We start from the raw sequence: 20948 nt of genomic DNA, 5'->3' as shown, positions 1-20948 counted from the left end.
GGCGAACTCAGCTGTCCCTTCCTGCGCTCGTCCGGCTCCACCGAGAAGCAGCTGACGGCGGCTTCGCCCCGGCCGGGCAACGCCCGCTGGAGAGGGCATGCATGTTCCGCCCGCTTGATCGAGCCACACGGTCGACGATCACGAAAGCGCTAGTACTCATATGGGAATAAGAGGTACATATCGGCGAAAGTGTCAGCGTCGGCCTACGTTGCGACACCCACACTATGGTCATCTTGCTCTTCCCGATCGCCCGAAGTCACCGTCGAAACCATGCCAAATCAAACCTTACGGACCTGACATATTTGCGAGTTCCTCGCAGGCGTAGAACATGCATGCGTATGATGGCGATAACCAAGCGGGGCGTGACATCGCCGCCGGGTAGTCAATACAGTATCCGAATTCGCGAGGTATCCATTTGGCCAAGAACCAGCGGCCGGTAGTTTCCATAATCCCAGTTCGAAACATCGGGACCGATATTCAGATTTTGCTGCAGAGAAGGTCGAAGGAATCCGACGACACGCCCTATGACGGCTATTTGGAACTCCCGCAAGGAAAGGTCAAAGCAGGCGAGAATCTGACGGACGCCGCACAGCGGGAACTACAAGAGGAATCCGGACTCCGCATCGAACGCTTCATCGTAGGCGCAGAACATTCGGTCGTCACAGACGAAGCCGCCTCTGATTTGTTCAGCTTCAACCCGCTCATCTGTGTGTTCGATCGCGAGCAGAACCATTTGGGGATCGCCGTCGTCGTCACTGTACGGGGCGAGGCGTCGGCCACATCGGAAGCAGTCGGCCATGAATGGCACTCCATCAAAGAGCTACCCTTTATCTTGGCCAACGAGCCCGTCTTCCCGCTCAACAGGGCCATGATCGCCGAGTTTATGAAAATAGCGGACTCATTGTTTCTTTGATAGCTCCCGAGGAGCGTCTCTCATGGGTTTCCTCACCGGCGTGGAGATTAGACGGAGAATCGAGGCAGGAGACATCGAGATCCGGTCTCTGGACTCCAACGAGCAGTTCAGTATGGACTCACAGGTCACGGAAGACTGTGTCGATCTCCGCCTTGCCCCGGCCGCTCTCAGACTTCGGCCCCAGGTGAAGAGCCTCGATTACCTTAATCACGACTTTAATCTCGCGTACGAGGAGATGGAGATCCCTGCCGAGGGTTTCGATCTACAGCCTCTCCAACCGCTGATCACGCAGACTCTAGAGGCGATCTGCTTTCCCGATGATCTCATCGGCTTGGTGGTTACGCGTAGCACTTTCGCCCGTATGGGAATCATCGTCAACTGCATGGCACCGAAGTTCGCCATTGGAATCAGATGGGCGTTTCCGCTGCAGTTGGTCAACCTGTCCCGTGTCCCTGTGCGCATATACCCATACGCACCTGTAGCGCAACTCCTAATATCCGACGTCACCGGAGTGACAGTAGGATATCGAGGCAAGTTTCAGGATACATACAGCCCTACGCCTCCCAGGATCAGCGACCGGGAGCGGCGGACGTTGAGCGACTTAAATCCCGATTCAGTCAACAGAACATTTCACATCATAAACCGAGACAGTGCTGCACAGAATACCGATGTCGACGAACCCCCTTCCGGCACGCAGAGCCCTGCCCTCGCCAGCGCGAGAAAGAAGATATTTCGCCGGGTGGTCGTTGCGATCCTATGGACGTTGAGCGCACTCGGCTTCGGCGTGTGCGGGAACATTCTTTCTGATGGGCCTATTTCGTACTGGCAAGGAGTTTCATTGGTCCTGCTCGCCCTGCTCAGCGTGATAGCGTCATCGGCCGCATACTTCGCTCAGTCGTACTGGTCCAAGCAGGGCGAGATATTCGACTAGAATTCGCGCCCGGCAGGCGCCTTATCATCAGCATCCCGAACCCGAGCCTCTCCTTGCCCTTGTCCAGGAGGTGTGCGATACATGAGAGCCGAGCTCGCAGGCTTGTCCAGGAGATATTCGCAGACTTACGACGCTCTTGCCGATCAGTACGAAAAAAAGGCTGCCAAGAGCGAGCAAAACGCCAAATCCCACCTGGCGCACTTGGCGAGGTGGCTCGATCCTCTGGCTCGAGTGCTGGATGTGGGGTGCGGAGTAGGGGCCAGCCTGTCCGTCATCAACGCTTCCGGCTATTCGGGAGTGGGTATCGACGTATCACCCCGCATGGTGGATTACGCAAGACGTAGAAATCCGTCACACCAGGTGCTCTGCGGAGACGTGTTCACCGCCGGCCTCGGCGACAGGTACGACTGTCTCTACGTGCAATCGTTTGTTCACCTGTTCCCGTCCGGGGATGCTGATGCGATATTTGCCCGCTTTCACGAACTCCTGAAGCCGCAAGGATTCTTGTGTATTTCTACAACGGTATCCGCAACAGAGTCCGAAGGCTGGCGGAAGAAGGAGGATTACGAAGGAATTCATTGGCGTTATCGAAAGTCATGGACGAGAGAAGCATTTTTCAGCCTATTGCGAGGTCACGGCTTTGCGGTAGTCGATTCCTGGGACAACGTCGATGAAGTGAATAAAAGATGGATGACCCTGGTGGCCAAAAGAACTGCCCTCGACTCGCGAAATCATGACCTGTAAGCAGCGCGCCAGCAGTCAGCACATGTCTTCCAGTTGAGCTGAACAACTCCATGGATCACAGCGGCTCGAACCACTCGATTATCACCAGCAGAAACTGCACCCGCCCGATGATCAGGGCCTGGTACGGCAGCCGCCATTCATTGGCCGAGCTGGGTATATGCGGTGGCCGGGCGGGCTCGGTGGTGGAACCAGCGGGCTCGGGCTTGGTGGCGGCGTCGCCAGGCCGACCAGCGGGCGACGTGCTTTAACGACAGCGTGTGGGTGGCGGTGGCATTGAGGTGATCTCAACGACTTTCAAATGAGTCTGCCGTGCTCGAAATGGGTGAGGACGAGTGCGGCGCGGGCGATGTCGCCGATCTTGCTGGGGCTGGCGGTGATGTGCTGCAGGGTGCGCCAGCGTTGCGTGAGGAGAGCGAAGCCGCGTTCGCCCAGGCAGCGCAGTGCGCGTAGCAGCATGTTGCGGGTGCGGGCGGCGACCAGGTCGTGGACCGATCCGGGTTCGACGTCGGAGACCCACAACGGCATGCCGTCGAGGGCGAACAGCGCTTGAAGGTTGCCGCCGTGGTGGTGGGCCTTTCCCGAATACCACAGGTCGATGGGCTCGCCTTTGACGCTGGTGGTCTTCTCGCGGCAGCGGTCGGTGGCGATGACGGTGCCGTCCAAAATCAGGTGGGGCAGTTCCTGGGCCTGGGCGTGGCGCAGGCACTGGTGCAGGTCGGGTGCTTGGTCGGCCAGGATCTCGATGGCCTCGTCCAGGTAGCGGTAGGCGGTGGCGCGGGAGATGTGGTGGTCGCGGGCCAGGGCGGTGGGGTCGGTGCGGTCGCGAAACCAGCGCAGGACCAGGACGGCTTGGCCGAAGCAGGTCAGTGCCCGGGTGTCGGCGCGGGTGCCGCGCCGGCGACGTTCTGCGGCCAGGAGGGTCGCGACATGGCGAACCAGGTCCCGGGAGACGTCGAGCGTGGCACGATAGGTGATCACGTGGAGCTTTCCGGTCGAGGATCTTGTGGTGAGACCTCTTCTACCGGGGGCTCCACGCTCATTTCAGGGACATCGCGACCTATCCCGGTTCGTGCGCGTCAATGGCGCTTGGCGACTTAACACCGCAGATGCTCGGCCTGTTCTCGCTGAGATCACCTCATTGTGCCGTCTTCGTCCCGTAGGTACTTGGGCCGGTAGCGGGCGCGCATTTCAGCACAGACCGGAGGAGGGTGATGCGCTTTCCTTGGGTCATCGGCCCGACGGGGGCCGGGATCACCGAATCGAAGGACTGAATGAAAATGCGTCGTCACATCGCCGCCCTCGCCCTCACCCTCGCCGGTTTGGCCGGCATGGTGTCCCTGTCCGCTCCCGCCCAGGCCGCCGCGCCGATCAACGTGACCGTGAGCCTCGGTGGCCTGTCGGTCACCGGCACGACCGGATCCGACCTGATCACCCTGGCCGAGGGCACCGGCGCCATCAAGGTGACCGGGGCGGGCGTCACCTCCAGCGACAACGACTGCCAGCCGATCTCCGGCGGGGTCAGCTGCAAGAACGCCAGCACGATCATGGTCAACATGCGCCAGGGCGACGACATCGTCAACAACGACACCGTCAACCGGTTCACCGAGATCTTCGGCGGGCTCGGCAACGACACCCTCTGGGGCGGCAGCGGCCGCGACGTCCTCGTCGGCGGCACCGGCGACGACTTCCTGCACGGCCGTGGCGGCAACGACACGACCGACGGCGGTGCCAACATCGACACCTGCACCGGCGAGACCGAGGAGAACTGCGAGCTCTGAATCTGAGCGACCGGCCTCATGGGGAGGGACCGGTGGCGGGCCGGGCGTCCGATGGGACGCCCGGCCTCTTCGCGTCCAGCCTCACCGGCAGAGCTGCCGCTCTCGCATGCCATGCTGACCGCGACCAGGTTGAGCGAGGCGAAGAGGGAGAGCGTAGGTGGGGGCTCAGTACTACGGCGCCGACAGTGAGAACGGCGACCGCATCGACGATCCGTCCGAGGACGCGCTGTTCATGATGATCAGCGACCTGAACCACCCCGGCAACACCTTCGTCGTGATCCAGCCCGATGAGGACGCCCCCGTTTGGTTCGCCTCCGTGGCTGTGCTGGACGAAGGCGGATACGAGGTCGTCCGCCGCGACAGCACCCGAAACGAGCACGAGGTCACGACCTCGACCAGCATCAACGACATCGCCCACGACCTCACCGTCTGGATGGCCGCCCGCCACTTCCCCGGACGGCCGACCAGGCGTATCACCGACTTCTGAAGCACGCCCTGGCTCAGCCGTCGCGCGTCCCGAGCGCTCATGCCGAACAGCACGTTCGGCTGGACGTACTTGAAGGTGTATCCGGCGATGAGGGCGGCGGCGAGCTCGGCCTGGCGCTGCCCGATCGTCTTGCGGCGCCGGTCGAAGACCCCGATGCCGAAGCTGTTGAGCATCCGATCGGGAAGCCGCCCAGTTCGGAGCGTGCGCGTGCGAAGACGGTCGCGGCGTCTGCCCGCCGCGGCACGGGCCCCCATCGCCTCCATGAAGCCATGATGCTCCGCATCAGGCCTCCTTCGCGATCACTTGTCCTGGCCTTCGGGAGGATCGGTGCAGAAAGACGACATTCCCCCTTCGGGACTGGTCGCACGGCCCCGAGCGGAGGACCTACAGTGGCCGCCGTGACGAATTCGGCACAGATGGTGGCTTTCGCTGGTGTGATGACACTCGGGGCGATGTCTCCCGGACCCGACTTCGCCGTGGTCGTCCGGCGTTCCGCCGTGTCCGGCCGCGCGTACGGCATGGCGGCCGCGGCCGGGGTCTCGGTCGGGGTGTTCGTCTGGGTGCTGGCCGCGGCGAGCGGCATCGCGGCTCTGCTGGCGGCCTCGGCCGTGGCGTTCACCGTGGTCAAGGTCGTCGGGGCCGGCTACCTGCTGTATCTCGGGGTCAAGGCCTGGCACGCGGCTCTGCGCAAGGGCGGCGACCTGCGGCTGGATCTGCCCGCTCCAGGAAGGCGCGGCCCGCTGGCGGCGTTCACCGAGGGGCTGCTGACGAACATGCTCAACCCCAAGGCGGCGCTGTTCCTCATCGCGCTGGTGCCCCAGTTCGTCTCCGGCGACGCCGGGCTGGGCGACGCGCTGGTGCTGTCGCTGATCGCGGTGGCGGGGACCGTACTGTGGTTCCTCCTGGTGGCCAACATCGTGGGGGCGCTGCGCCGGCTGTTCGCCAGGCCGGTCGTACGCAAGAGTGTGGACGGGCTCACCGGAACCGCGTTGATCGCCCTCGGCGTCAACCTGGCCGTCGCCGGCCGCTCGTAGAAGGGGGGCCACCGGAACACCCGATCTTGAGAGTGTTCCGGGCGCCGTCCCGGTGACGGAGGGCCGTGCGGGACGATCACCGGGCGTGGGGGTCGCTCATCCGGCAGGTGGGCCGAGCGCGTGGCCGATGCGCGCGTGCAGCGTTCCGAAGCGCTCGACGAGCTCGGCCGGTTCGTGGACGGTGAAGTCGAAGCCGAGCAGGGTCACGTGCAGGGCGAGCCCGTCGAGGGAGTTCGAGCCGACCCACAGAGTGCAGCTGCGCTCGTCGACCGCTTCGATCACCCCTGTTTCGGCCGATACCCGTTCGGCCACCCGTGCCGCCGGGGCGTACATGGTGAACCGCGCCCGGTGGCGATATCGGCCGACGCCCACGGCCCAGGACGCGTACTCGCCGATGTCGTCGGCGGGCGGCTCGCGGGGGCTGAACCGGGGGCCGGCCGGGGTCCGGGGCCGCAGCCGGTCGACCCGGAAGGTCCGCCAGTCCGCCCGGTCGAGGTCGTAGGCCACCAGGTACCAGCGGCGCCCGGCGTGGACGAGCTTGTGCGGCTCGACCGTGCGGGCGCTCTCGGTGCCGTCATGGCCGCGGTAGTCCATGCGCAGCCGCCGGTGGTCGCGGCAGGCCGCGGCGATCGTGCTCAGTGCCTCGGGCGAGACGACCGCGCCCGGCCGGTGCTGGGCCACGATGGCCGCGTCCAGCGTCGAGACCCGATATCGCAGCCGGGGAGGCAGGATCTGTTCCAGTTTCGCCAGAACCCGTACCGACGTCTCCTCGATCCCGGCCACCGCGGCGTTGACCGCGGTGCGCAACCCCACCGCGACCGCGACGGCCTCCTCGTCGTCGAGCAGCAGCGGCGGCATGGCGGCCCCGGCTCCCAGCCGGTATCCGCCGACGTTCCCGATCGTGGCGTGCACCGGATAGCCGAGCTCGCGCAGCCGATCGACGTCACGGCGCACGGTGCGCACCGTCACCCCCAGCCGCTCGGCCAGCTGCGGACCGGTCCAGTCCCGGCGCTGCTGCAACAACGACAACAACCGGAGCAACCGGGCGGACGTTTCGAGCATGCCCCATTGTGTATCGCAACGAGGACGGTAACTGACCTCCTTGGCTGACATGCTTGCCTCAGTGACCGTCGCTGACCGGACTCGTCTCAGTGACCGCCGACCGGACTCGTCTCAGTGACCGCCGCTGACCGGAGCAGAGGCCGGCCGGCGCGGTGCAGGCGGATCCTTCGCCCGCAACACCGGCTCGTGGATCCTCGGGCGGTCCCGTGACCGGGCCCTGCGACGTGAACACGCCCAGCCAGGGCACCACCCCACGCACGCGGCCGAGCGCTTCGTGCCGACGTAGAGGAGTCGTGTGTTGAACAGCGACGTCAAGCCGTTCCAGATCCACATCCCGCAATCCGAGCTGGACGACCTGCGGCGGCGCCTGTCCTCCGTCCGCTGGCCCGGCCAGATTCCGGACGTCGGCTGGAGCCGCGGCGTGCCGCTGGATCACCTGAAGGAGCTGACCGAGTACTGGAGCACGACATACGACTGGCGCGCGACGGAGAAGCGGCTCAACCGGCACCCGCAGTTCACCACCCGGATCGACGGGCTGGACCTGCACTTCCTGCACGTCCGCTCACCCCACCCGCAGGCGTTCCCGCTGATCGTCTCGCACGGCTGGCCCGGGTCGATCGCGGAATTCCTGGACGTGATCGAGCCGCTGACCGACCCCGACGACCCGGCCGACGCCTTCCACCTCGTGATCCCCTCGCACCCGAACTTCGGGTTCACCGGGCCGGCCGAGGCGGGCTGGGACTCGCGTCGCATCGCCACCGCCTACGCCGAGCTGATGGCCCGGCTCGGCTACGACAGGTACGGGGCACAAGGCGGCGACTTCGGCGCGATCATCGCGCCGGACCTCGGACGGGTGGACCCCGAACACGTCGCCGGCGTGCACGTCAACGCGGCCACCGTCGGGTTCATCCCGCTCGGCGACGTGCCCGCGGACACGGTGCTCACCGACGCCGAGCAGGCCAGGCTCGACCGGATGAACCGGTTCCTCTCCGACGGCAACGGCTACTTCCAGATCCAGGCCACCCGCCCGCACACGCTCGGCTTCGGCCTGGCCGACTCCCCGGTCGGCCAGCTCGCCTGGATCGGCGAGAAGTTCCACGACTGGGCCCACCCCGCGGGCTCGATCGGAGCCGACCACGTCATCACCCACGCGATGATCTACTGGCTGACCAACACCGGCACGTCCTCGGCTCAGATGTACTACGAGTCCATGCACACCGGCAACTGGCCCACGCCTTCCCAGGTGCCCACCGGTGTGGCCGGCTTCGCCGAGGACATCGCGATCCGTCCCTTCGCCGAACCGTTCAACAACATCACCCGCTGGACCGAATACGACCGCGGCGGGCACTTCGCCGCGCTTGAGGTTCCCGACTTGTTCGTGGACGAGGTGCGCGCCTTCTTCCGTACCGTCCGCTGAACACCCGGCCACCAAGCCCCTCGCGCCGCTGCCGGCCTCCCGTTGACTGGAGCTCACGACCGTTTTCAGTGCCGAGGGTCCGCTCGGCCGACCTCGGCGTGCAGGATGTCGGCGGGCTTCTCCAGGCCAACCTTCTCCAGGCCAACGGATTCGGACGCCTTCACCGGGACGACCTCACCGCCGGTGAGGTCGTTTCCGCCGGGCGGCAGGTGACCGCTGAGAACGCAGGGCTCGCGGGCAACGAACTCGAAGAGGCCGCCACACTCTGGACCCGTGACGGCCGAGGTATCAAGTTACAAATTTTGACATCTGTTACCAACTCGCTTAGCGTTTCCCGTATGGAGCAGAGAACACTCGGCGCAGGCGTCCGCGCGGGGGCGGTCGGGCTCGGTTGTGCAGGCATGTCCGGCGCCGAGATGGTGCGGAAGGGCCACGTGCGCGGCATCGGGCCGTCCGGGGTCGGCGCCGAGGCCCCCGCCCCGCTCGCGCCGCCGGACAGCGAGCGAACGGGCGGCAGGCGCTGATGCCCGCCCGGACCCCGCTGGACGCGAACGCCATCCTGGCGGCCACCGAGGAGATCCTGCGCCGCCACGGACCGGACAAGGCAACCGTCGTCGACGTCGCCCGGGCACTCGGGGTCAGCCACGCCGCCGTCTACAGGCACTTCCCCTCCAAGCAGGCGCTGCGCGAGGCCGTGACCCGGCGCTGGCTCGACCGCAACCGCGACGCCCTCGCCGTCATCGCCGCCGACAGCGCGGTCCCGCCGGTGCAGCGACTGCGTACCTGGCTGCACGCCGTCCTGGCCGTGAAGCAGGCCAAGATTCGCGAGGACCCGGAGCTGTTCGCCGCCTACGGAATCCTCGCGGCCGCGCACAGCGGTGTCGCCACCGGCCACGTCGCCGACCTCCTGGGCCAGCTGGCGGCCATCGTCGCCGACGGCGCCGCCGACGGCAGCCTCCGCACCGACGACGCGGAGGCCACCGCCCGCGTGGTCTTCAACGCCACCGCCAAGTTCAACCACCTCGCCCACGCGGCCGAATGGCAGAACCCCGGCATCGGCGCCGAACTCGACGAGGTGTGCAGCCTGCTGCTCGAAGGTCTTCACGCCCCCGCATCGCCGTAGCCGAACCGGTCGAGCACACGCCGCGACTCGTCAGCGGCGCGGCCGGCCCTGCCCATCGCCACCCAGGCGGCAACGAAGGCAACGAAGGCAACGAACAAGGAGTGACGCACGGCCATGGTTCAAGCAATCGGAGTGACGCGGCCAGGCGGACCGGACGCTCTCGGCGAGTTCGACCTGGCGGCCGAACCGATCGGTCCCGGTCAGGTCAGGATCCGGGTGAGCGGCGCCACGGTGAACCCGGCCGACACGATGATCCTTTCTCGTCCGCGGCAGGATGAGGCGGACGCGGTGCGGGTGCCGGGCATGGAGGTCGCCGGCGTGATCACCGAGATCGGCCCCGCCGTCGACCGCCCGTTCGCGATCGGGGACGCCGTCATGGCCATCGTGGTGCCCTCAGGTGCGCACGGCGGCTACCGGGCGGACCTCGTCATCCCGGCACGCTCGGTCGCGAAGATCCCGGCCGGGCTCTCGGACGTTCAGGCCGCCACCATCCCGATGAACGGGCTCACCGCCCGGCTCGCACTCGACACGCTGGCGCTCCCGGCCGGCGCGACGGTCGCCGTCACCGGCGCCGCCGGCGCCGTCGGCGGGTATTTCGTCCAGCTCGCCAAGCAGGCCGGGCTGGTCGTCGTCGCCGACGCCGCCCGGCAGGACGAGACCTTCGTCCGCGAGTGCGGAGCCGACGAGATCGTGCCGCGGGGGGACGACTTCGCCACAACGGTCCGCCGCCACCACCCGGGCGGCGTCGACGGGCTCGTCGACGCCGCCGTGCTGGAGGCCGCCGTGCTCCCTGCCGTCAAGGACGGCGGCACCGTCGTCACCGTCCGCGGTTACCGGGGCGACGGGACCGGCCGGGTCCGCGTCGCCCCGATCTTCGTCCGCGACTACGTCGAGGCCGCGGCCGAGCTCGACCGGCTCGCCGAACTCGCCGGTGAAGGACGGCTCACCGTCCGCGTGGCCGGCGAACTGCCCGCCTCCCGAGCCGCCGACGCGCATCGCTCGCTCGAGCGGCGCGGCGTTCGCGGGCGGTTCGTCCTGCGGTTCGGCTGACCGATCCTCACCGCCGACGCTCCTGCCGCGCTGCCCCGCGGCGGCAGCGCGGCTCCAGCTCCGAGGGCGGTTACAGAGCGGTCATCTCAAGGCGGACCACGTACGAGTACGCCGTCTGCTCGGTCCCGGTGAGGGTGTCCGCGATGATCGTGCTGGCGCCCGTGGCGAGCCCGGCGCACGTGCTGCCGGAAGCGGTCACCGTGCCGAGCGAGTCGCCCCGTCCCCAGACCGGGCCGTCGGTCTCGCGCAGGTCGAAGACCACGTCCTGGGTGTTCAGGATGATCGAGGTCGGGTCCTCGAAGTCGCCGGGATCCCCGTCGCCACCGGCGTTCATGCCGAAGTAGTTGGCGTTGAGCCTGGGGAACAGGTTCCCGCCGACCAGGAACCGGACCTCGTCCCGGCCGTCCCGGTCGGCCACGTTGCCGGCGTCGATGTCGTACAGTTCCACGCGGCACGAGCCGGCCATGGCGGCCGCCGGGGTCGCGGCCAGCGCCACCGGCGCCACCAGACCTCCGGCCAGGGCGAGTGCGGCGATCACCTTACGAGAATGCATGCTGCTCCTCCTGGAGACGCTGACGTTTCGCGACCGTCGCGAAACGTGGCATCAGAGTCGCGGACGCAGCGTGAGCACATCGTTAGACCACAGGTCAACGGCATAGGGCACGCGGTCTCCGCGCCTTCTGACACAGCCGGGCGAAAGGCCCGCGCCTACTGTCCTCGTATGGGAGAGTCCTTCAGCCTGCTGCTGCTCGGCACGCCCGAACTGGCTGTCGGGGGAAGGCCGGTGCGGATCCGTTCCGCCAAGAGCCGGGCGCTCCTGTGCTACCTCGCCACCGCGCCGGGGGCGCGCTCGCGGGCCGAGCTCGCGGGGCTTTTGTGGGGCGAGCGCCCCGACGCCAACGCCAGGGGCAGCCTGCGGCTGGCGCTGTCGGAGCTGCGCAGGGACGTGGGCGGCTGGCTCGACATCACCCGCGACCACGTCGCCTTCCGCGCCGACGACGGTTGTTTCGTGGATTACCGGCAGCTCACCCGGGACCCGACGGTGGCGGGGGCGCTCCGGTTGTGGCGCGGGGAGTTCCTCGACGGTCTCTCCTTCGGGGACGCGCCCGCGTTCGCCGGGTGGCTGGAGTGCGAGCGGCGGCGGGCCCGGCTGGTGCTGCGCGAGCTGCTCGTACGCGCCGGGCCCGCCGCCTCCGAACACGTCGTACGGCTGGCCAGGATCGTGACGGAGCTGGACCCGTACGACGAGGAGGCCCACCGGGTGCTGATCGCCTCTCTGGCCAGGACCGGGAACCGGGCCGCGGCCCTGGCCTGCTACGAGGAGCTGCGCCTGCGGCTGGCGCGCGAGCTGGGCGTCGATCCCGCACCCGAGACCCGCGCGCTCCGCCGGGACCTCACGCCCCGGCCCGCGACCGCCCGCCGGGCCGCCCCGCCGGTCCCCGGGTCGGAGCTGGTCGGCCGCGAGTCCGACATTCGCCGCCTGCGTGCCCTGCTGTCCCGGGAACGCCTGATCACCCTGTCGGGCCCGGGCGGCATCGGCAAGACCCGCCTGGCCATCGCCGCGGCGGAGGCCGGGGACCGGGACGCCGCGTTCGTGTCTTTCGCCGGGGTACGGGCGGAGGCGGCCGTGACGACGCTCGCGCGCCGGCTCGGCGTGGACCTCTCGCCGCCGCGGCCCGCCGCCGAGCTGCTGCTCGCCGCCCTCGCCGGTCGCTCGGCGCTGCTGGTGCTCGACAATCTCGAACATCTGCCGTCCTTCGACGGGGTGATCGCGGAGATCCTGCGGCTGGCGCCGGGCCTGCGGGTGCTGGCGACCAGCCGGCGGCGGCTGGACGTGCCCGGGCAGGTGCTCGTCCCGGTGGAGGGGCTCGCCGGGCCGGCCGCCGAGGCGTTGTTCGTCGCGCGGGCGCTCAGGGCCCGGCCGGGGTTCGACCCCGAGCGCGAGGCCCCGCTGGTGGCCGCGATCTGCGCCGCGACCGGCGGGCTGCCGTTGGCGATCGAGCTGGCGGCCGGCCTGCTGCGTGCCGTGCCGTGCGCCGACCTGGCCGAACGCCTCGGCGTGGACACGGAGCTGCTCTCCACGGCCGGGCCCGCCGCACGGTCCAGGCACGCGAGCATGCGTACGGTCTTCGAGACGTCCTGGCGGCTGCTCGACCCGGCGAGGCGGGAGGCGCTGGCGGCGTTGTCGGTGTTCGGCGGCGGCGCCACCCTGCGCGCGGCCCTGGAGGTCGCCGGAACCGGCCCCGAGGTGCTGGTCCACCTGGTCGACCACAGCATGCTGCGGCTCACCTCGTCCGGCCGCTACACCCTCCACCCTGTCATCCAGCAGCTCGCCGCCGCCCGTTCGGAGGACCCGGGGGTACGCGAACGGCACGCCCGCCATTACGCCCGTCTCCTCGACCGGCACGCCACCGCGCTCCAGGACGGCTCGGACGCCGAGGTCGTCCGCGTGCTCGGCGCCGAGATGGACAACATCCGCCTGGCCTGGCGGGTGTCCGGGCAGCCGCGCTTCCTGGACCACTACTGGACGTTGTGCCTGCGACTGCGCCTGTACGAGGAGTCGGTGGCGATCGTCCGCGAACGCCTCGACCGCCCTCCGGAGGACCCGCTCCTGCGGGCCCGCCTGCTCCGGATGGCCGCGGTGAGCTCCCACCAGCTCGCCAGGGAACGCGCCGCCACCCGCCTGGCCCGCGCCGCCCTCGACACGCTCGGCGCGCCGCTCCCCACCACCCCCGCCGGCCTCGCGACCGCTCTCCTGACCGCCGCCACCCGCCAGGCCGCCCACCGCCTCCTGCCGGTCACGGCCGCCCGCCGCCTCCTCCCCGCACCCCGTACGGACGAGGCCGAGGCCGCGCAGGCGCTGACCTTGCTCGCCCGGCTCGCCTACCACCGGCAGGACCTCCCCGTGATGCTGGTGACCTCGCTGCGCCAGCTCAACGCCGCCGACCGCGGCACCGAGCCAGGCCTGCGCGCCGAGTCCTACGCGAACTTCGCCACCATCGCCCGCCTGGCCGGTCTCCACCGGATCGCCACCCGCTACGGCGGCCTCGCCGACCGGGAACTCTCCGGCGTCGGGCACCCGGACGAGGCCGTGCACCGGGCCCGGCTGGCCCGCGGGATCGACCTGCTCCACGCGGGCCGTTTCGAGGACGCCAGGCGGTCGTTCACGGAGGGACGGTCGCGGACCATCGACCCGCGGGTGGCCGAGAACTGCGCCGGCATGCTCGCCGAGACCGCGCTGTGGCAGGGCGAGTTCGCCGCGGCGGCCACCGGGTACGCGGAGACGGAGGAGCTGGCGGTCGCGCGGGTGGGCGGGGACGACATCGGCCGCCACTGGTGCCTGACCGGCCGGGCCGAAGCGCTGTTGCGCCTGGACGGGGTGCCGGCGGAGCGGATCCGGGAGCTGCTGGCGGCCGCCCGCGCCTCGCACGAGCGGCGGCGCACGCACGCGAAGGAGATCGGTCTGCGCGACAGCCCGGCGAGCCGCACGATCCAGGAGCTGCGCCTGCTCACCATCGCGGCCCGCCTGGACCCGGCGCGGGCGCCCGCGGCGCTGGCCGAGGCGCTGACGCTGGCCGAGCGGCTGCCGACGGTGCAACCCGGCATGCTGGAGTGCTGGACCGGCCTCGCCGAGCTGCTCGGGGACGCGGGGCAGGACCGGGCCGTGGCCCCCCTCCTGCTCGGGCACCTCTCCCGGTACGCCGCCCGCAACCCCGGCGCCGCCGCCCGGATCGGCTGGGCCCTCGCGTTGATCCTGACCTCCCTGGGCGGGCGAAGGCAGGCCAGGCGGGCGGCCGAGCAGGCGATGGCGACCGCCGAACGCCTGGCCGCACCGTACGACCACCGCAGAGCCGAGTCCCTGGCCCGCGCCCTCGGATGAAGGTTCCACCGTCTTCAAGGACGGATGGTGCGCACGCGGCCGTCGTCTTCACGCCGCCGGGTGCCGGCGCCCGCGTTGAGCCGAGCTCGTCCTCGCCGACGTCGGCCCGGGCCTGGTCCGCGGCGGCGTACGGCTCCCGGACGACGTCGGGGTACCGGCGAGAAACATGTCATGGGCCCGAAAGGCGTCGATCCTGTGGCACATCGATCCCGGCGCCCCGGGGTCAGTCAATCGTGATGACGAGCTTTCCCGGCGCGTTGCCCGCCGCCAGGTCCCCCACCGCGGTGGAGGCCTCCGCCAGGGGGTACGTGCGCCCGACGGCCGGTCGTATGGTCCCGGCCTCGATGAGGTCGCGCAGCGCGTCCAGGTCGGCGGTGCGGGTCAGCGCGATCTGCGCGTCCAGGCGCTGGCGCGTGAACGGGGTGGTCAGCCGGGCGGCGAGCAGCCGGCTGATCCCGCCGAACCACCGGCCGCCGCCCTCGCCGCCGACGATGGCGAGCCGGCCGCGCTCGGTGAGCAGCCCGCGCAGCAGGGGCAGCGGCCGGATGCCCGCGATGTCGATGATCAGATCGTAGGTCCCGGTGAGCGGCTCGCGCGTGTAGTCGATGACGGCCTGGGCGCCCAGCGACCGGACGAGGCCGGCCTTGGCCGTGCTGCACACGGCGGTGACGTGGGCGCCGCCGGCGACCGCGAGTTGCGTCGCGAAGCTGCCCACTCCGCCGCCGGCGCCGATGACCAGCACCTTCTCCCCGGCGGTGACCTGGCCGACGGCCCGTAACGCGGTCACCCCTGACACGGGTACGGCCGCCGCTTCGGTGAAGCTCAGGTTGGCGGGCTTGCGGGCGAGCTTGCCCGGGCGGGCGAGCGCGAACTGCGCGTACGCGCCGGTCGCCTGGCCGTACACCTCGTCGCCGGGGCGAAACGCGGTCACGTCGGCGCCGACGGACTCCACGACGCCGGCCACGTCCATGCCCGGCACGCGGTTGCGGGGCCGGCGCAGGCCGAAGCCGAGGCGGCCGACGAGCGGCAGCCCGGTCATGACGTGCCACACGCCGTAGTCGACGCCGGCCGCGTGCACCCGGATCAGCACGTCGCCGGCGCCGGGCGCCGGGACCGGGACCTCGCCGAGGCTCAGCGTGCGCGGCGGGCCGTACTCGTCCTGGACGATCGCCCTCATGAGGGGTCTCCTTCGGTGTCGGGGTACTGGAAGACGTCGTCGAGTCCGACCCGGAACACCCGGGCGATGCGGAACGCCATCTCCAGTGAGGGGGAATAGCGACCCTGTTCGATCGCGATGATGGTCTGGCGGGTGACGCCGACCCGGTCGGCCAGCTCGGCCTGGGTCATCTCGTCGTGCGCGAACCGCAGTGCCCGGATCGCGTTGGTGACCCGCGTCGGCTTCACCACGTCTGGAAGCCGCCCTTGCGGTACGCCATGATCTTGGCGAACGAGCTGAGCACCGAGGACAGCACGAACGCCAGGTAGACGGCGTTGGCGATCCAGAAGTGGCGCAGCTCGGCGATGGCCATGACCAGTGCGGCGAGCGCGCCGATGATGACGATCGACTGCCCGATGCGCTCACTGACCTGGTTGATCTCACGGTCGCGCTCGTCGGTGCGGTCGGCGCCGTGGCCGCCCGCGACGGCCATCGCGATGTGGGCCACCATCGCGGCGACGATGGCGCCACCGATGGTCCACAGCAGGGTTCCCGCGTAGGCGACGTCGGCGAGCGGACCGTCGCCGGCCCGGCCCAGGACGATCGCCACGTAGATCGCGTACGCACCGACGGAGACCACGATCATCACCCAGGCGCGCTTTTCCTCGAAGGCCATGCCCGCCCCTCATGTAAAACAAAGCTGACATCAATCAATGTAAAGCGCCCCAGACACCATGTCAAAGTTTATTTACACGGCCGGGCCCGGGCTCAGTCCCGGCACCGTCATCCAGCCGCCCGAAGAGGGGTGAGACACATCCGTGATCAAGATCGGGAAGGATTCCCCTTCCGTCCCGGACTATCGAGGAACCCCTATGAAGCGAATGATCGCGAGCGTCTCCGCGGCCACCGCCGTCGCGCTCATGACCGGGGCACCGGCCCAGGCCCAGGCCGCCCCCGCCGACCCGGTCAAGGCGTTGAAGAGCCAGTTCGTCCCGGGCAAGGGGGTGAGGTTCACCGACCGGACCACCATGATCGAAGATGGCGAGGGTAAGCCCTACCTGCAGCGCACCGGTTCCTTCCAGTTCGGCCGAGGCGGGATCGTCGCCTCCGACATCACTTCGAAGGACGCCGGCCCGGCCGACGATCGCGTCAACCCGCCCGTCCCCGCACGGACGATCCGGATCGGCACCACGAGTTACTCCCAGGGCGGCACCTACCGCGACAAGATGCCCCGGGGCAAGAGCTGGTACAAGGACCCGGACGGCATGACGGGCGACGTGGACGGCTGGTTCAGCCAGCTGGTGAACGTCGCCGAGCCGGCGACCCTCACCAGCCTGCTCAAGGGCGCCAAGAAGACCCGTACCACCTACAGCGGTACCACCACCTTCGGCAGGCTCGCCAAGGTCTCGCCCTGGTTCCGCGCCACCCTGCCGCTCCGGTCGAGCGACAAGACCGTGGTGACGTTCAGGCTCACCGTGGACAGGAACCGCCTGCCGCAGCGCCTGACCACGTCCTTTCCCGTCACCGGCATCTTCGACAGCGCCGGGTGGGAGGGCAAGACGATCAGCGTCGAGACCCGCTTCACCGGCTGGGGCGGCAGGGTCTCCATCAAGGCGCCGCCCGCGAACAAGGTGACGACCAAGCTCGAGGACAAGGACGGGCTTTGACAGCGGCCTGACGGCGGCGCCGTCGCCATGGGACGAGCCGGCCACGGTGACACCGTGGCCGGCCATGCCGGTGACCGCCGTCGCCGTGTCGCCGGCTTCGCCTGGCGGGCCGTGGTCAGGGGGGCGCGTCGCCGCGTGCGGCCTCCTGGGCGCACACCTCGTCCAGGTCGTCGAGCCGCCGCATGCCGTGCACGCCGCGGGCCGTGCGCGGGTTGGCGGCCAGCCACTCCTGGTTGCGGGCGAAGAACCACCAGTAGCCCGCGGTGAACGGGCAGGCCTCCTCGCCGGTCCGCCGCGAGGGCCGGTAGCGGCAGTGCCCGCAGAAGTCGCTCATGCGGTTGATGTACGCGCCCCCGGCCGCGTACGGTTTGGTCGCCAGCATGCCGCCGTCGGCGTGCTGCGACATGCCGACCACGTTGGGCACCATCACCCACTCGTACCCGTCGACGAAGCAGCGGTGGAACCAGTCGGTCAGCCGCGCGGGGTCGTACCCCCGCTGGAGCGCGAAGTTCCCGAGCACCATCAGCCGGACGATGTGGTGGGTGAACCCGGTGTCGTGCACCTGGGCAAGCGCCCACGACAGGCAGCGCGCCTCGACGGCGCCGGCGTCCAGCTCCTCGAACCAGGCGGGCGGCGCCACGCGGGCCGACAGCCGGTTGAGGTCGCGGTAGTCCTCGCCGAAGTACCAGTACAGGTGCCAGATGTAGTCGCGCCAGCCGATGAGCTGCCGCACGTACCCCTCGACGCTCGCGAGCGGGGCGTGGCCCGCCCGGTAGGCGGCCTCGGCGGCCCGCACGCACGTCATGGGGTCGAGCAGCCCGAGGTTGATGGCGGGCGAGAGCATGCTGTGTGCCATGAACGGGTCGCCGGCGAGCATCGCGTCCTGGTGCGGTCCGAAGGCGGGCAGCCGGTGACCGACGAAGCGCCGCAGCGCGCTGCGGGCCTCCGCGGCGGTGGCGGGGAACATGCGCGGGCCGTCGCGCCCGACGAAGGACACCTCGCCGTCGCGTTCCCACCGGTCGAGGTCGTGGCGCACCCGCTCGTCGATCTCGTCCTCCTCGGCCGTCCACGGGCCGGGCACGTCCAGCCCTCCGGCGGGCGGCGGCTCGCGGTTGTCCGCGTCGAGGTTCCACCGGCCGCCGGCGGGTTCGTCGCCGTCCATGAGCACGTCCAGGCGGCGCCGGGCGTCGCGGTAGAAGTCCTCCATGAGCAGCCGATGGCCGTCCCTGCTCTTGGCCCAGGTGGCGAACTCCTCCGCGGTGCTGGTGAACCCGCGCGAGGGCAGGACGGTCACCTCGGCGCGGCCCCGGACGAACGCGTCGGCCGCGTGGCTGGTGGGCCCGCAGACGGTGACCCGGCCGCCGGCGCGGCCGAGCGCCTCGGAAAAGGTCTCGGTCCGCAGGAACAGCGCGCGGTCGCCCAGCTCGGCCGCCCGGTGCCGCAGCGCCGAGAGCACCAGGTGCGCCTTCTGCCGGTGGTAGCGCCGCCGCCGCAGCGCCGACCTGGCCTCGACCAGCAGCACCGGCTGGTCGTCGGAGTCGAGGAAGTGGTCCCCGAGCTGATCGGCGAAGAGCCATCGCCTGCCATGTTCCCCCATGCCGCCATCTTGGCGGCTCGGCGCGCCGCTTTCCTCGCGCCTCGCTGGTCGAGCCGCGTGCGCTACCTCGGTCACGGTTACCGCGTGTCGGTCGACAGGTGGTGCCCGGGGACGGCCGGTTGTCCCCGGCCGGGGTCGGGGTGGATCTGGGCGGCGCCGTGGGCGATCAGGACCCAGGCCAGACATCCGAACGCGGCGGTGTGCAGTAGCGCGCGGACGAGGTTCCAGGTGACCCACCGGTTCTCGAAGTGCTCGCGGGCCATGGCCAGGGCGTCGCCGTCGCGCAGTGAGGTGACCTTGGCCAGTTGGTCGTTGAGCGGGACGTTGACTGCGCCGGTGATGCCGAAGGCCACCAGGTACAGCAGCAGCGCGGCGACGATCCAGGGAAGGGCGGACCGGCTGTGGTCGCGCCAGGCCAGGACGGCGGCCAGGGCCAGCAGGGGGATCGAGCCCATGAAAGGGAGTATGAACGTGGGGTTGACGATGGCCTTGTTGATGTTCTGCATCGCCTCGACCAGGGTGCGGTCGGAGGACCGGCCCAGACCGGGCATGACCGAGTAGGCGAAGCCGGCGAACAGTCCGGCCATCAGGCCGGTGGTCACGGTGGAGGCCAGGAGCACGACGGCTTGCAGAAGTTTGATGGATGCGCTCGCTTCCTGAGGCTGATGGTGAGGACCGGCGGGGCGGGGATCAGGCGTGCTCGGTTCCGGCGGGGACCGCCCATTCGACGAACTGCACGATCACACCGTTGGGGTCGGTGACCTGGAAGAGGCGCTCTCCCCAGGGCTCCTCGCGCAGCGGCATGGTGATCTCGACGCCTGCGGCGCGCAGCCGCTTCTCCTCGTCGGCGACGTCGGCGATGGTGAAGGCGAGGATAAGGCCGGTGGCGCGCTGGTCGCGCTGGTCGGCCGGCAGCACCTCGGTGCCGCGTGCGAGCAGGACGACGTCCACTGCCGCGTCGTCACGCGACATAGAGGCGAATCCGTCGGCGGCAGCCTGCTCGACGTAGCCGAGGTGGGTGGTGAAGAACCGCTGGGACGCGGCAAGGTCGTCGACGGTGAGCGAGACGGTTGACGCGGTGATCTGCAAGGGGGTGCTCCTTGTTGGTCGGGGTTTGTCGTCGGCCGGTCGGCGAGGCGATCGGACGTGGTCGTCGGCGCGGCGGCGAGAGCGGGTCGGTGGCCGCCGCGGCGCGGCGGGTTACGGGCGGGCGATCGCTGTCACCGCGGCGCGAGGAGGAGTTCGGGGCGGCGGCCCCCTCCGATCAGGACCTTTGCGATCCGAGGTTGATGGCGAGGATGTCGGCTGAGGTGCTATGGGTTCGGGTATGGGCGCTCTCTTTCGCTCATCGACGCAAACTTACGATGGACGTAAACTTACTTCAGTAGCACTCTGGATGTCAACATAAAAATGCCACGAGGGTAAGATTGCGTCATGGCCACCGATACCGCATCGTCTGCCCAGCTCACTGGCTTGCGCGACTCCAAGAAGCAGGAGACGAGGCAGCTCATCTCCGACCACGCCACCCGCCTGTTCATCGCCCAGGGCTTCGAACAGACCACCATCGCCGAGATCGCCACCGCTGCCCGGGTCGCCAAGAAGACCGTCACCAACTACTTCCCCCGCAAGGAAGACCTGGCTCTGGACCACCAGGACGCCTTCATCGCCTCCCTGGCCCACACCGTGACCAACCGTCGGCCCAGCGAGTCCGCCCTGGCGGCACTACGCCGCGCTTTCGCCGACGCCACGGCGGCCGCAGATCCGGTCGCCGGGTTCTCCGGCCACGCCTTCGCCCGCATGATCGCCGACAGCCCCACCCTCTCGGCCTGCCTGCGCGGCCTGCACGACCGGCGCGAACACGCCCTGACCCAGGCTCTCGCCGCAGCGGTCGGCGCACCACAAGACGACATCACCGTCCGCACCGCCGCCGGACTGCTCGGCACCGTCCACCGCATCCTGTTCCAGCGCATCCAGGACCTCACCCTGGCCGGCCGCCCCGACGACGAGATCGCCGAGATCGTCGATGCGGAGGCATCCCTCGCCTTCGAACTGCTCGAACCCTCCCTCGGCCACTACGCCATCGTCTGAACACCCCGGCTCCGCGGAAGG

Annotated in this window: 22 protein-coding genes; 13 read left to right on the top strand and 9 right to left on the bottom strand. The window is 69.4% G+C overall.

All coding sequences use genetic code 11. The annotated features are described in order from the left end of the window. The first annotated feature begins 415 nt into the window (after positions 1-415). The 3 genes from AB0F88_RS29375 to AB0F88_RS29365 all read left to right on the top strand — a co-directional run bounded on the left by AB0F88_RS29375 (position 416) and on the right by AB0F88_RS29365 (position 2588). Positions 416-913, top strand: coding sequence for an NUDIX hydrolase (locus tag AB0F88_RS29375; RefSeq protein WP_362691031.1), 498 nt, complete (start codon positions 416-418; stop codon positions 911-913). 22 nt (positions 914-935) lie between these two features. Continuing rightward, a complete protein-coding gene (locus AB0F88_RS29370) occupies positions 936-1844 on the top strand; it encodes a hypothetical protein (protein WP_362691028.1) in 909 nt (302 codons plus the stop codon). 81 nt (positions 1845-1925) lie between these two features. After that, positions 1926-2588, top strand: a complete 663-nt coding sequence (locus AB0F88_RS29365; protein ID WP_362691025.1) for a class I SAM-dependent methyltransferase — start codon at positions 1926-1928, stop codon at positions 2586-2588. A gap of 294 nt (positions 2589-2882) precedes the next feature. Here the strand turns inward: AB0F88_RS29365 and AB0F88_RS29360 are convergent, their stop codons facing one another. Then, positions 2883-3566: a transposase family protein gene (locus AB0F88_RS29360; RefSeq protein WP_362691022.1), complete on the bottom strand. Its 684-nt coding sequence runs from the start codon at positions 3564-3566 to the stop codon at positions 2883-2885. 299 nt (positions 3567-3865) lie between these two features. Here AB0F88_RS29360 and AB0F88_RS29355 point away from each other — a divergent pair, with 299 nt between their 5' ends. The 3 genes from AB0F88_RS29355 to AB0F88_RS29345 all read left to right on the top strand — a co-directional run bounded on the left by AB0F88_RS29355 (position 3866) and on the right by AB0F88_RS29345 (position 5887). Beyond that, a complete protein-coding gene (locus AB0F88_RS29355; RefSeq protein ID WP_362691019.1) occupies positions 3866-4366 on the top strand; it encodes a hypothetical protein in 501 nt (166 codons plus the stop codon). A 157-nt stretch (positions 4367-4523) separates the two neighbouring features. Further along, the gene (locus AB0F88_RS29350; RefSeq protein ID WP_362691016.1) at positions 4524-4853 is read left to right on the top strand and encodes a hypothetical protein; all 330 of its coding nucleotides are present in this window, start codon (positions 4524-4526) and stop codon (positions 4851-4853) included. A 452-nt stretch (positions 4854-5305) separates the two neighbouring features. Then, the gene (locus tag AB0F88_RS29345) at positions 5306-5887 is read left to right on the top strand and encodes a LysE family translocator (protein WP_362691013.1); all 582 of its coding nucleotides are present in this window, start codon (positions 5306-5308) and stop codon (positions 5885-5887) included. A gap of 96 nt (positions 5888-5983) precedes the next feature. Here AB0F88_RS29345 and AB0F88_RS29340 read toward each other — a convergent pair whose 3' ends face one another. After that, on the bottom strand, positions 5984-6949 hold the full coding sequence (locus AB0F88_RS29340) for a YafY family protein (protein WP_362691010.1): 966 nt from the start codon (positions 6947-6949) through the stop codon (positions 5984-5986). Positions 6950-7244: 295 nt separating this feature from the next. Between AB0F88_RS29340 and AB0F88_RS29335 the strand changes: the two genes are divergently transcribed. From AB0F88_RS29335 to AB0F88_RS29320, 4 genes are all read left to right on the top strand, one after another. Next, a complete protein-coding gene (locus AB0F88_RS29335) occupies positions 7245-8366 on the top strand; it encodes an epoxide hydrolase family protein (RefSeq protein ID WP_362691007.1) in 1122 nt (373 codons plus the stop codon). Positions 8367-8464: 98 nt separating this feature from the next. Continuing rightward, on the top strand, positions 8465-8890 hold the full coding sequence (locus AB0F88_RS29330) for a hypothetical protein (protein ID WP_362691004.1): 426 nt from the start codon (positions 8465-8467) through the stop codon (positions 8888-8890). Then, on the top strand, positions 8890-9489 hold the full coding sequence (locus tag AB0F88_RS29325) for a TetR family transcriptional regulator (RefSeq protein WP_362691002.1): 600 nt from the start codon (positions 8890-8892) through the stop codon (positions 9487-9489). The genes AB0F88_RS29330 and AB0F88_RS29325 overlap by 1 nt, the downstream gene beginning before the upstream one ends. Before the next feature lie 114 nt (positions 9490-9603). Continuing rightward, positions 9604-10539, top strand: coding sequence for an NADP-dependent oxidoreductase (locus AB0F88_RS29320; protein WP_362690999.1), 936 nt, complete (start codon positions 9604-9606; stop codon positions 10537-10539). A 70-nt stretch (positions 10540-10609) separates the two neighbouring features. On the opposite strand, the gene AB0F88_RS29315 is transcribed toward AB0F88_RS29320, so the two are convergent. After that, positions 10610-11092: a hypothetical protein gene (locus AB0F88_RS29315; protein WP_362690996.1), complete on the bottom strand. Its 483-nt coding sequence runs from the start codon at positions 11090-11092 to the stop codon at positions 10610-10612. A gap of 168 nt (positions 11093-11260) precedes the next feature. Between AB0F88_RS29315 and AB0F88_RS29310 the strand changes: the two genes are divergently transcribed. Continuing rightward, positions 11261-14419 carry a BTAD domain-containing putative transcriptional regulator gene (locus AB0F88_RS29310; RefSeq protein ID WP_362690993.1) on the top strand — a complete coding sequence of 1053 codons (3159 nt, stop codon included), beginning with the start codon at positions 11261-11263 and terminating at the stop codon, positions 14417-14419. A gap of 223 nt (positions 14420-14642) precedes the next feature. On the opposite strand, the gene AB0F88_RS29305 is transcribed toward AB0F88_RS29310, so the two are convergent. The 3 genes from AB0F88_RS29305 to AB0F88_RS29295 are packed head-to-tail and all read right to left on the bottom strand — an operon-like array spanning position 14643 to position 16251. Further along, positions 14643-15596, bottom strand: a complete 954-nt coding sequence (locus AB0F88_RS29305; protein ID WP_362690990.1) for an NAD(P)-dependent alcohol dehydrogenase — start codon at positions 15594-15596, stop codon at positions 14643-14645. Beyond that, the gene (locus AB0F88_RS29300) at positions 15593-15796 is read right to left on the bottom strand and encodes a helix-turn-helix transcriptional regulator (protein WP_281048031.1); all 204 of its coding nucleotides are present in this window, start codon (positions 15794-15796) and stop codon (positions 15593-15595) included. Before AB0F88_RS29300 ends, AB0F88_RS29305 begins: the two co-directional genes overlap by 4 nt. Positions 15797-15819: 23 nt before the next feature. After that, a complete protein-coding gene (locus tag AB0F88_RS29295; RefSeq protein ID WP_362690987.1) occupies positions 15820-16251 on the bottom strand; it encodes a hypothetical protein in 432 nt (143 codons plus the stop codon). A gap of 196 nt (positions 16252-16447) precedes the next feature. Between AB0F88_RS29295 and AB0F88_RS29290 the strand changes: the two genes are divergently transcribed. Next, positions 16448-17242, top strand: coding sequence for a hypothetical protein (locus AB0F88_RS29290; protein ID WP_362690984.1), 795 nt, complete (start codon positions 16448-16450; stop codon positions 17240-17242). A 115-nt stretch (positions 17243-17357) separates the two neighbouring features. On the opposite strand, the gene AB0F88_RS29285 is transcribed toward AB0F88_RS29290, so the two are convergent. From AB0F88_RS29285 to AB0F88_RS29275, 3 genes are all read right to left on the bottom strand, one after another. Further along, on the bottom strand, positions 17358-18839 hold the full coding sequence (locus AB0F88_RS29285; RefSeq protein ID WP_362690981.1) for a cryptochrome/photolyase family protein: 1482 nt from the start codon (positions 18837-18839) through the stop codon (positions 17358-17360). A gap of 77 nt (positions 18840-18916) precedes the next feature. Continuing rightward, positions 18917-19459, bottom strand: coding sequence for an anthrone oxygenase family protein (locus AB0F88_RS29280; protein WP_362690978.1), 543 nt, complete (start codon positions 19457-19459; stop codon positions 18917-18919). A 70-nt stretch (positions 19460-19529) separates the two neighbouring features. Beyond that, positions 19530-19928 carry a VOC family protein gene (locus AB0F88_RS29275; RefSeq protein WP_362690975.1) on the bottom strand — a complete coding sequence of 133 codons (399 nt, stop codon included), beginning with the start codon at positions 19926-19928 and terminating at the stop codon, positions 19530-19532. 345 nt (positions 19929-20273) lie between these two features. Between AB0F88_RS29275 and AB0F88_RS29270 the strand changes: the two genes are divergently transcribed. Further along, entirely contained in the window at positions 20274-20927 is a 654-nt protein-coding gene (locus AB0F88_RS29270) for a TetR/AcrR family transcriptional regulator (RefSeq protein WP_362690972.1), read from the top strand. Positions 20928-20948: the final 21 nt, after the last annotated feature.

The sequence above is a fragment of the Streptosporangium sp. NPDC023963 genome (genome assembly GCF_040639135.1).
Taxonomy (GTDB): domain Bacteria; phylum Actinomycetota; class Actinomycetes; order Streptosporangiales; family Streptosporangiaceae; genus Streptosporangium.
Note: the sequence above shows the minus strand (reverse complement) of the source record. Positions and strands in the feature narration are given on the sequence as shown.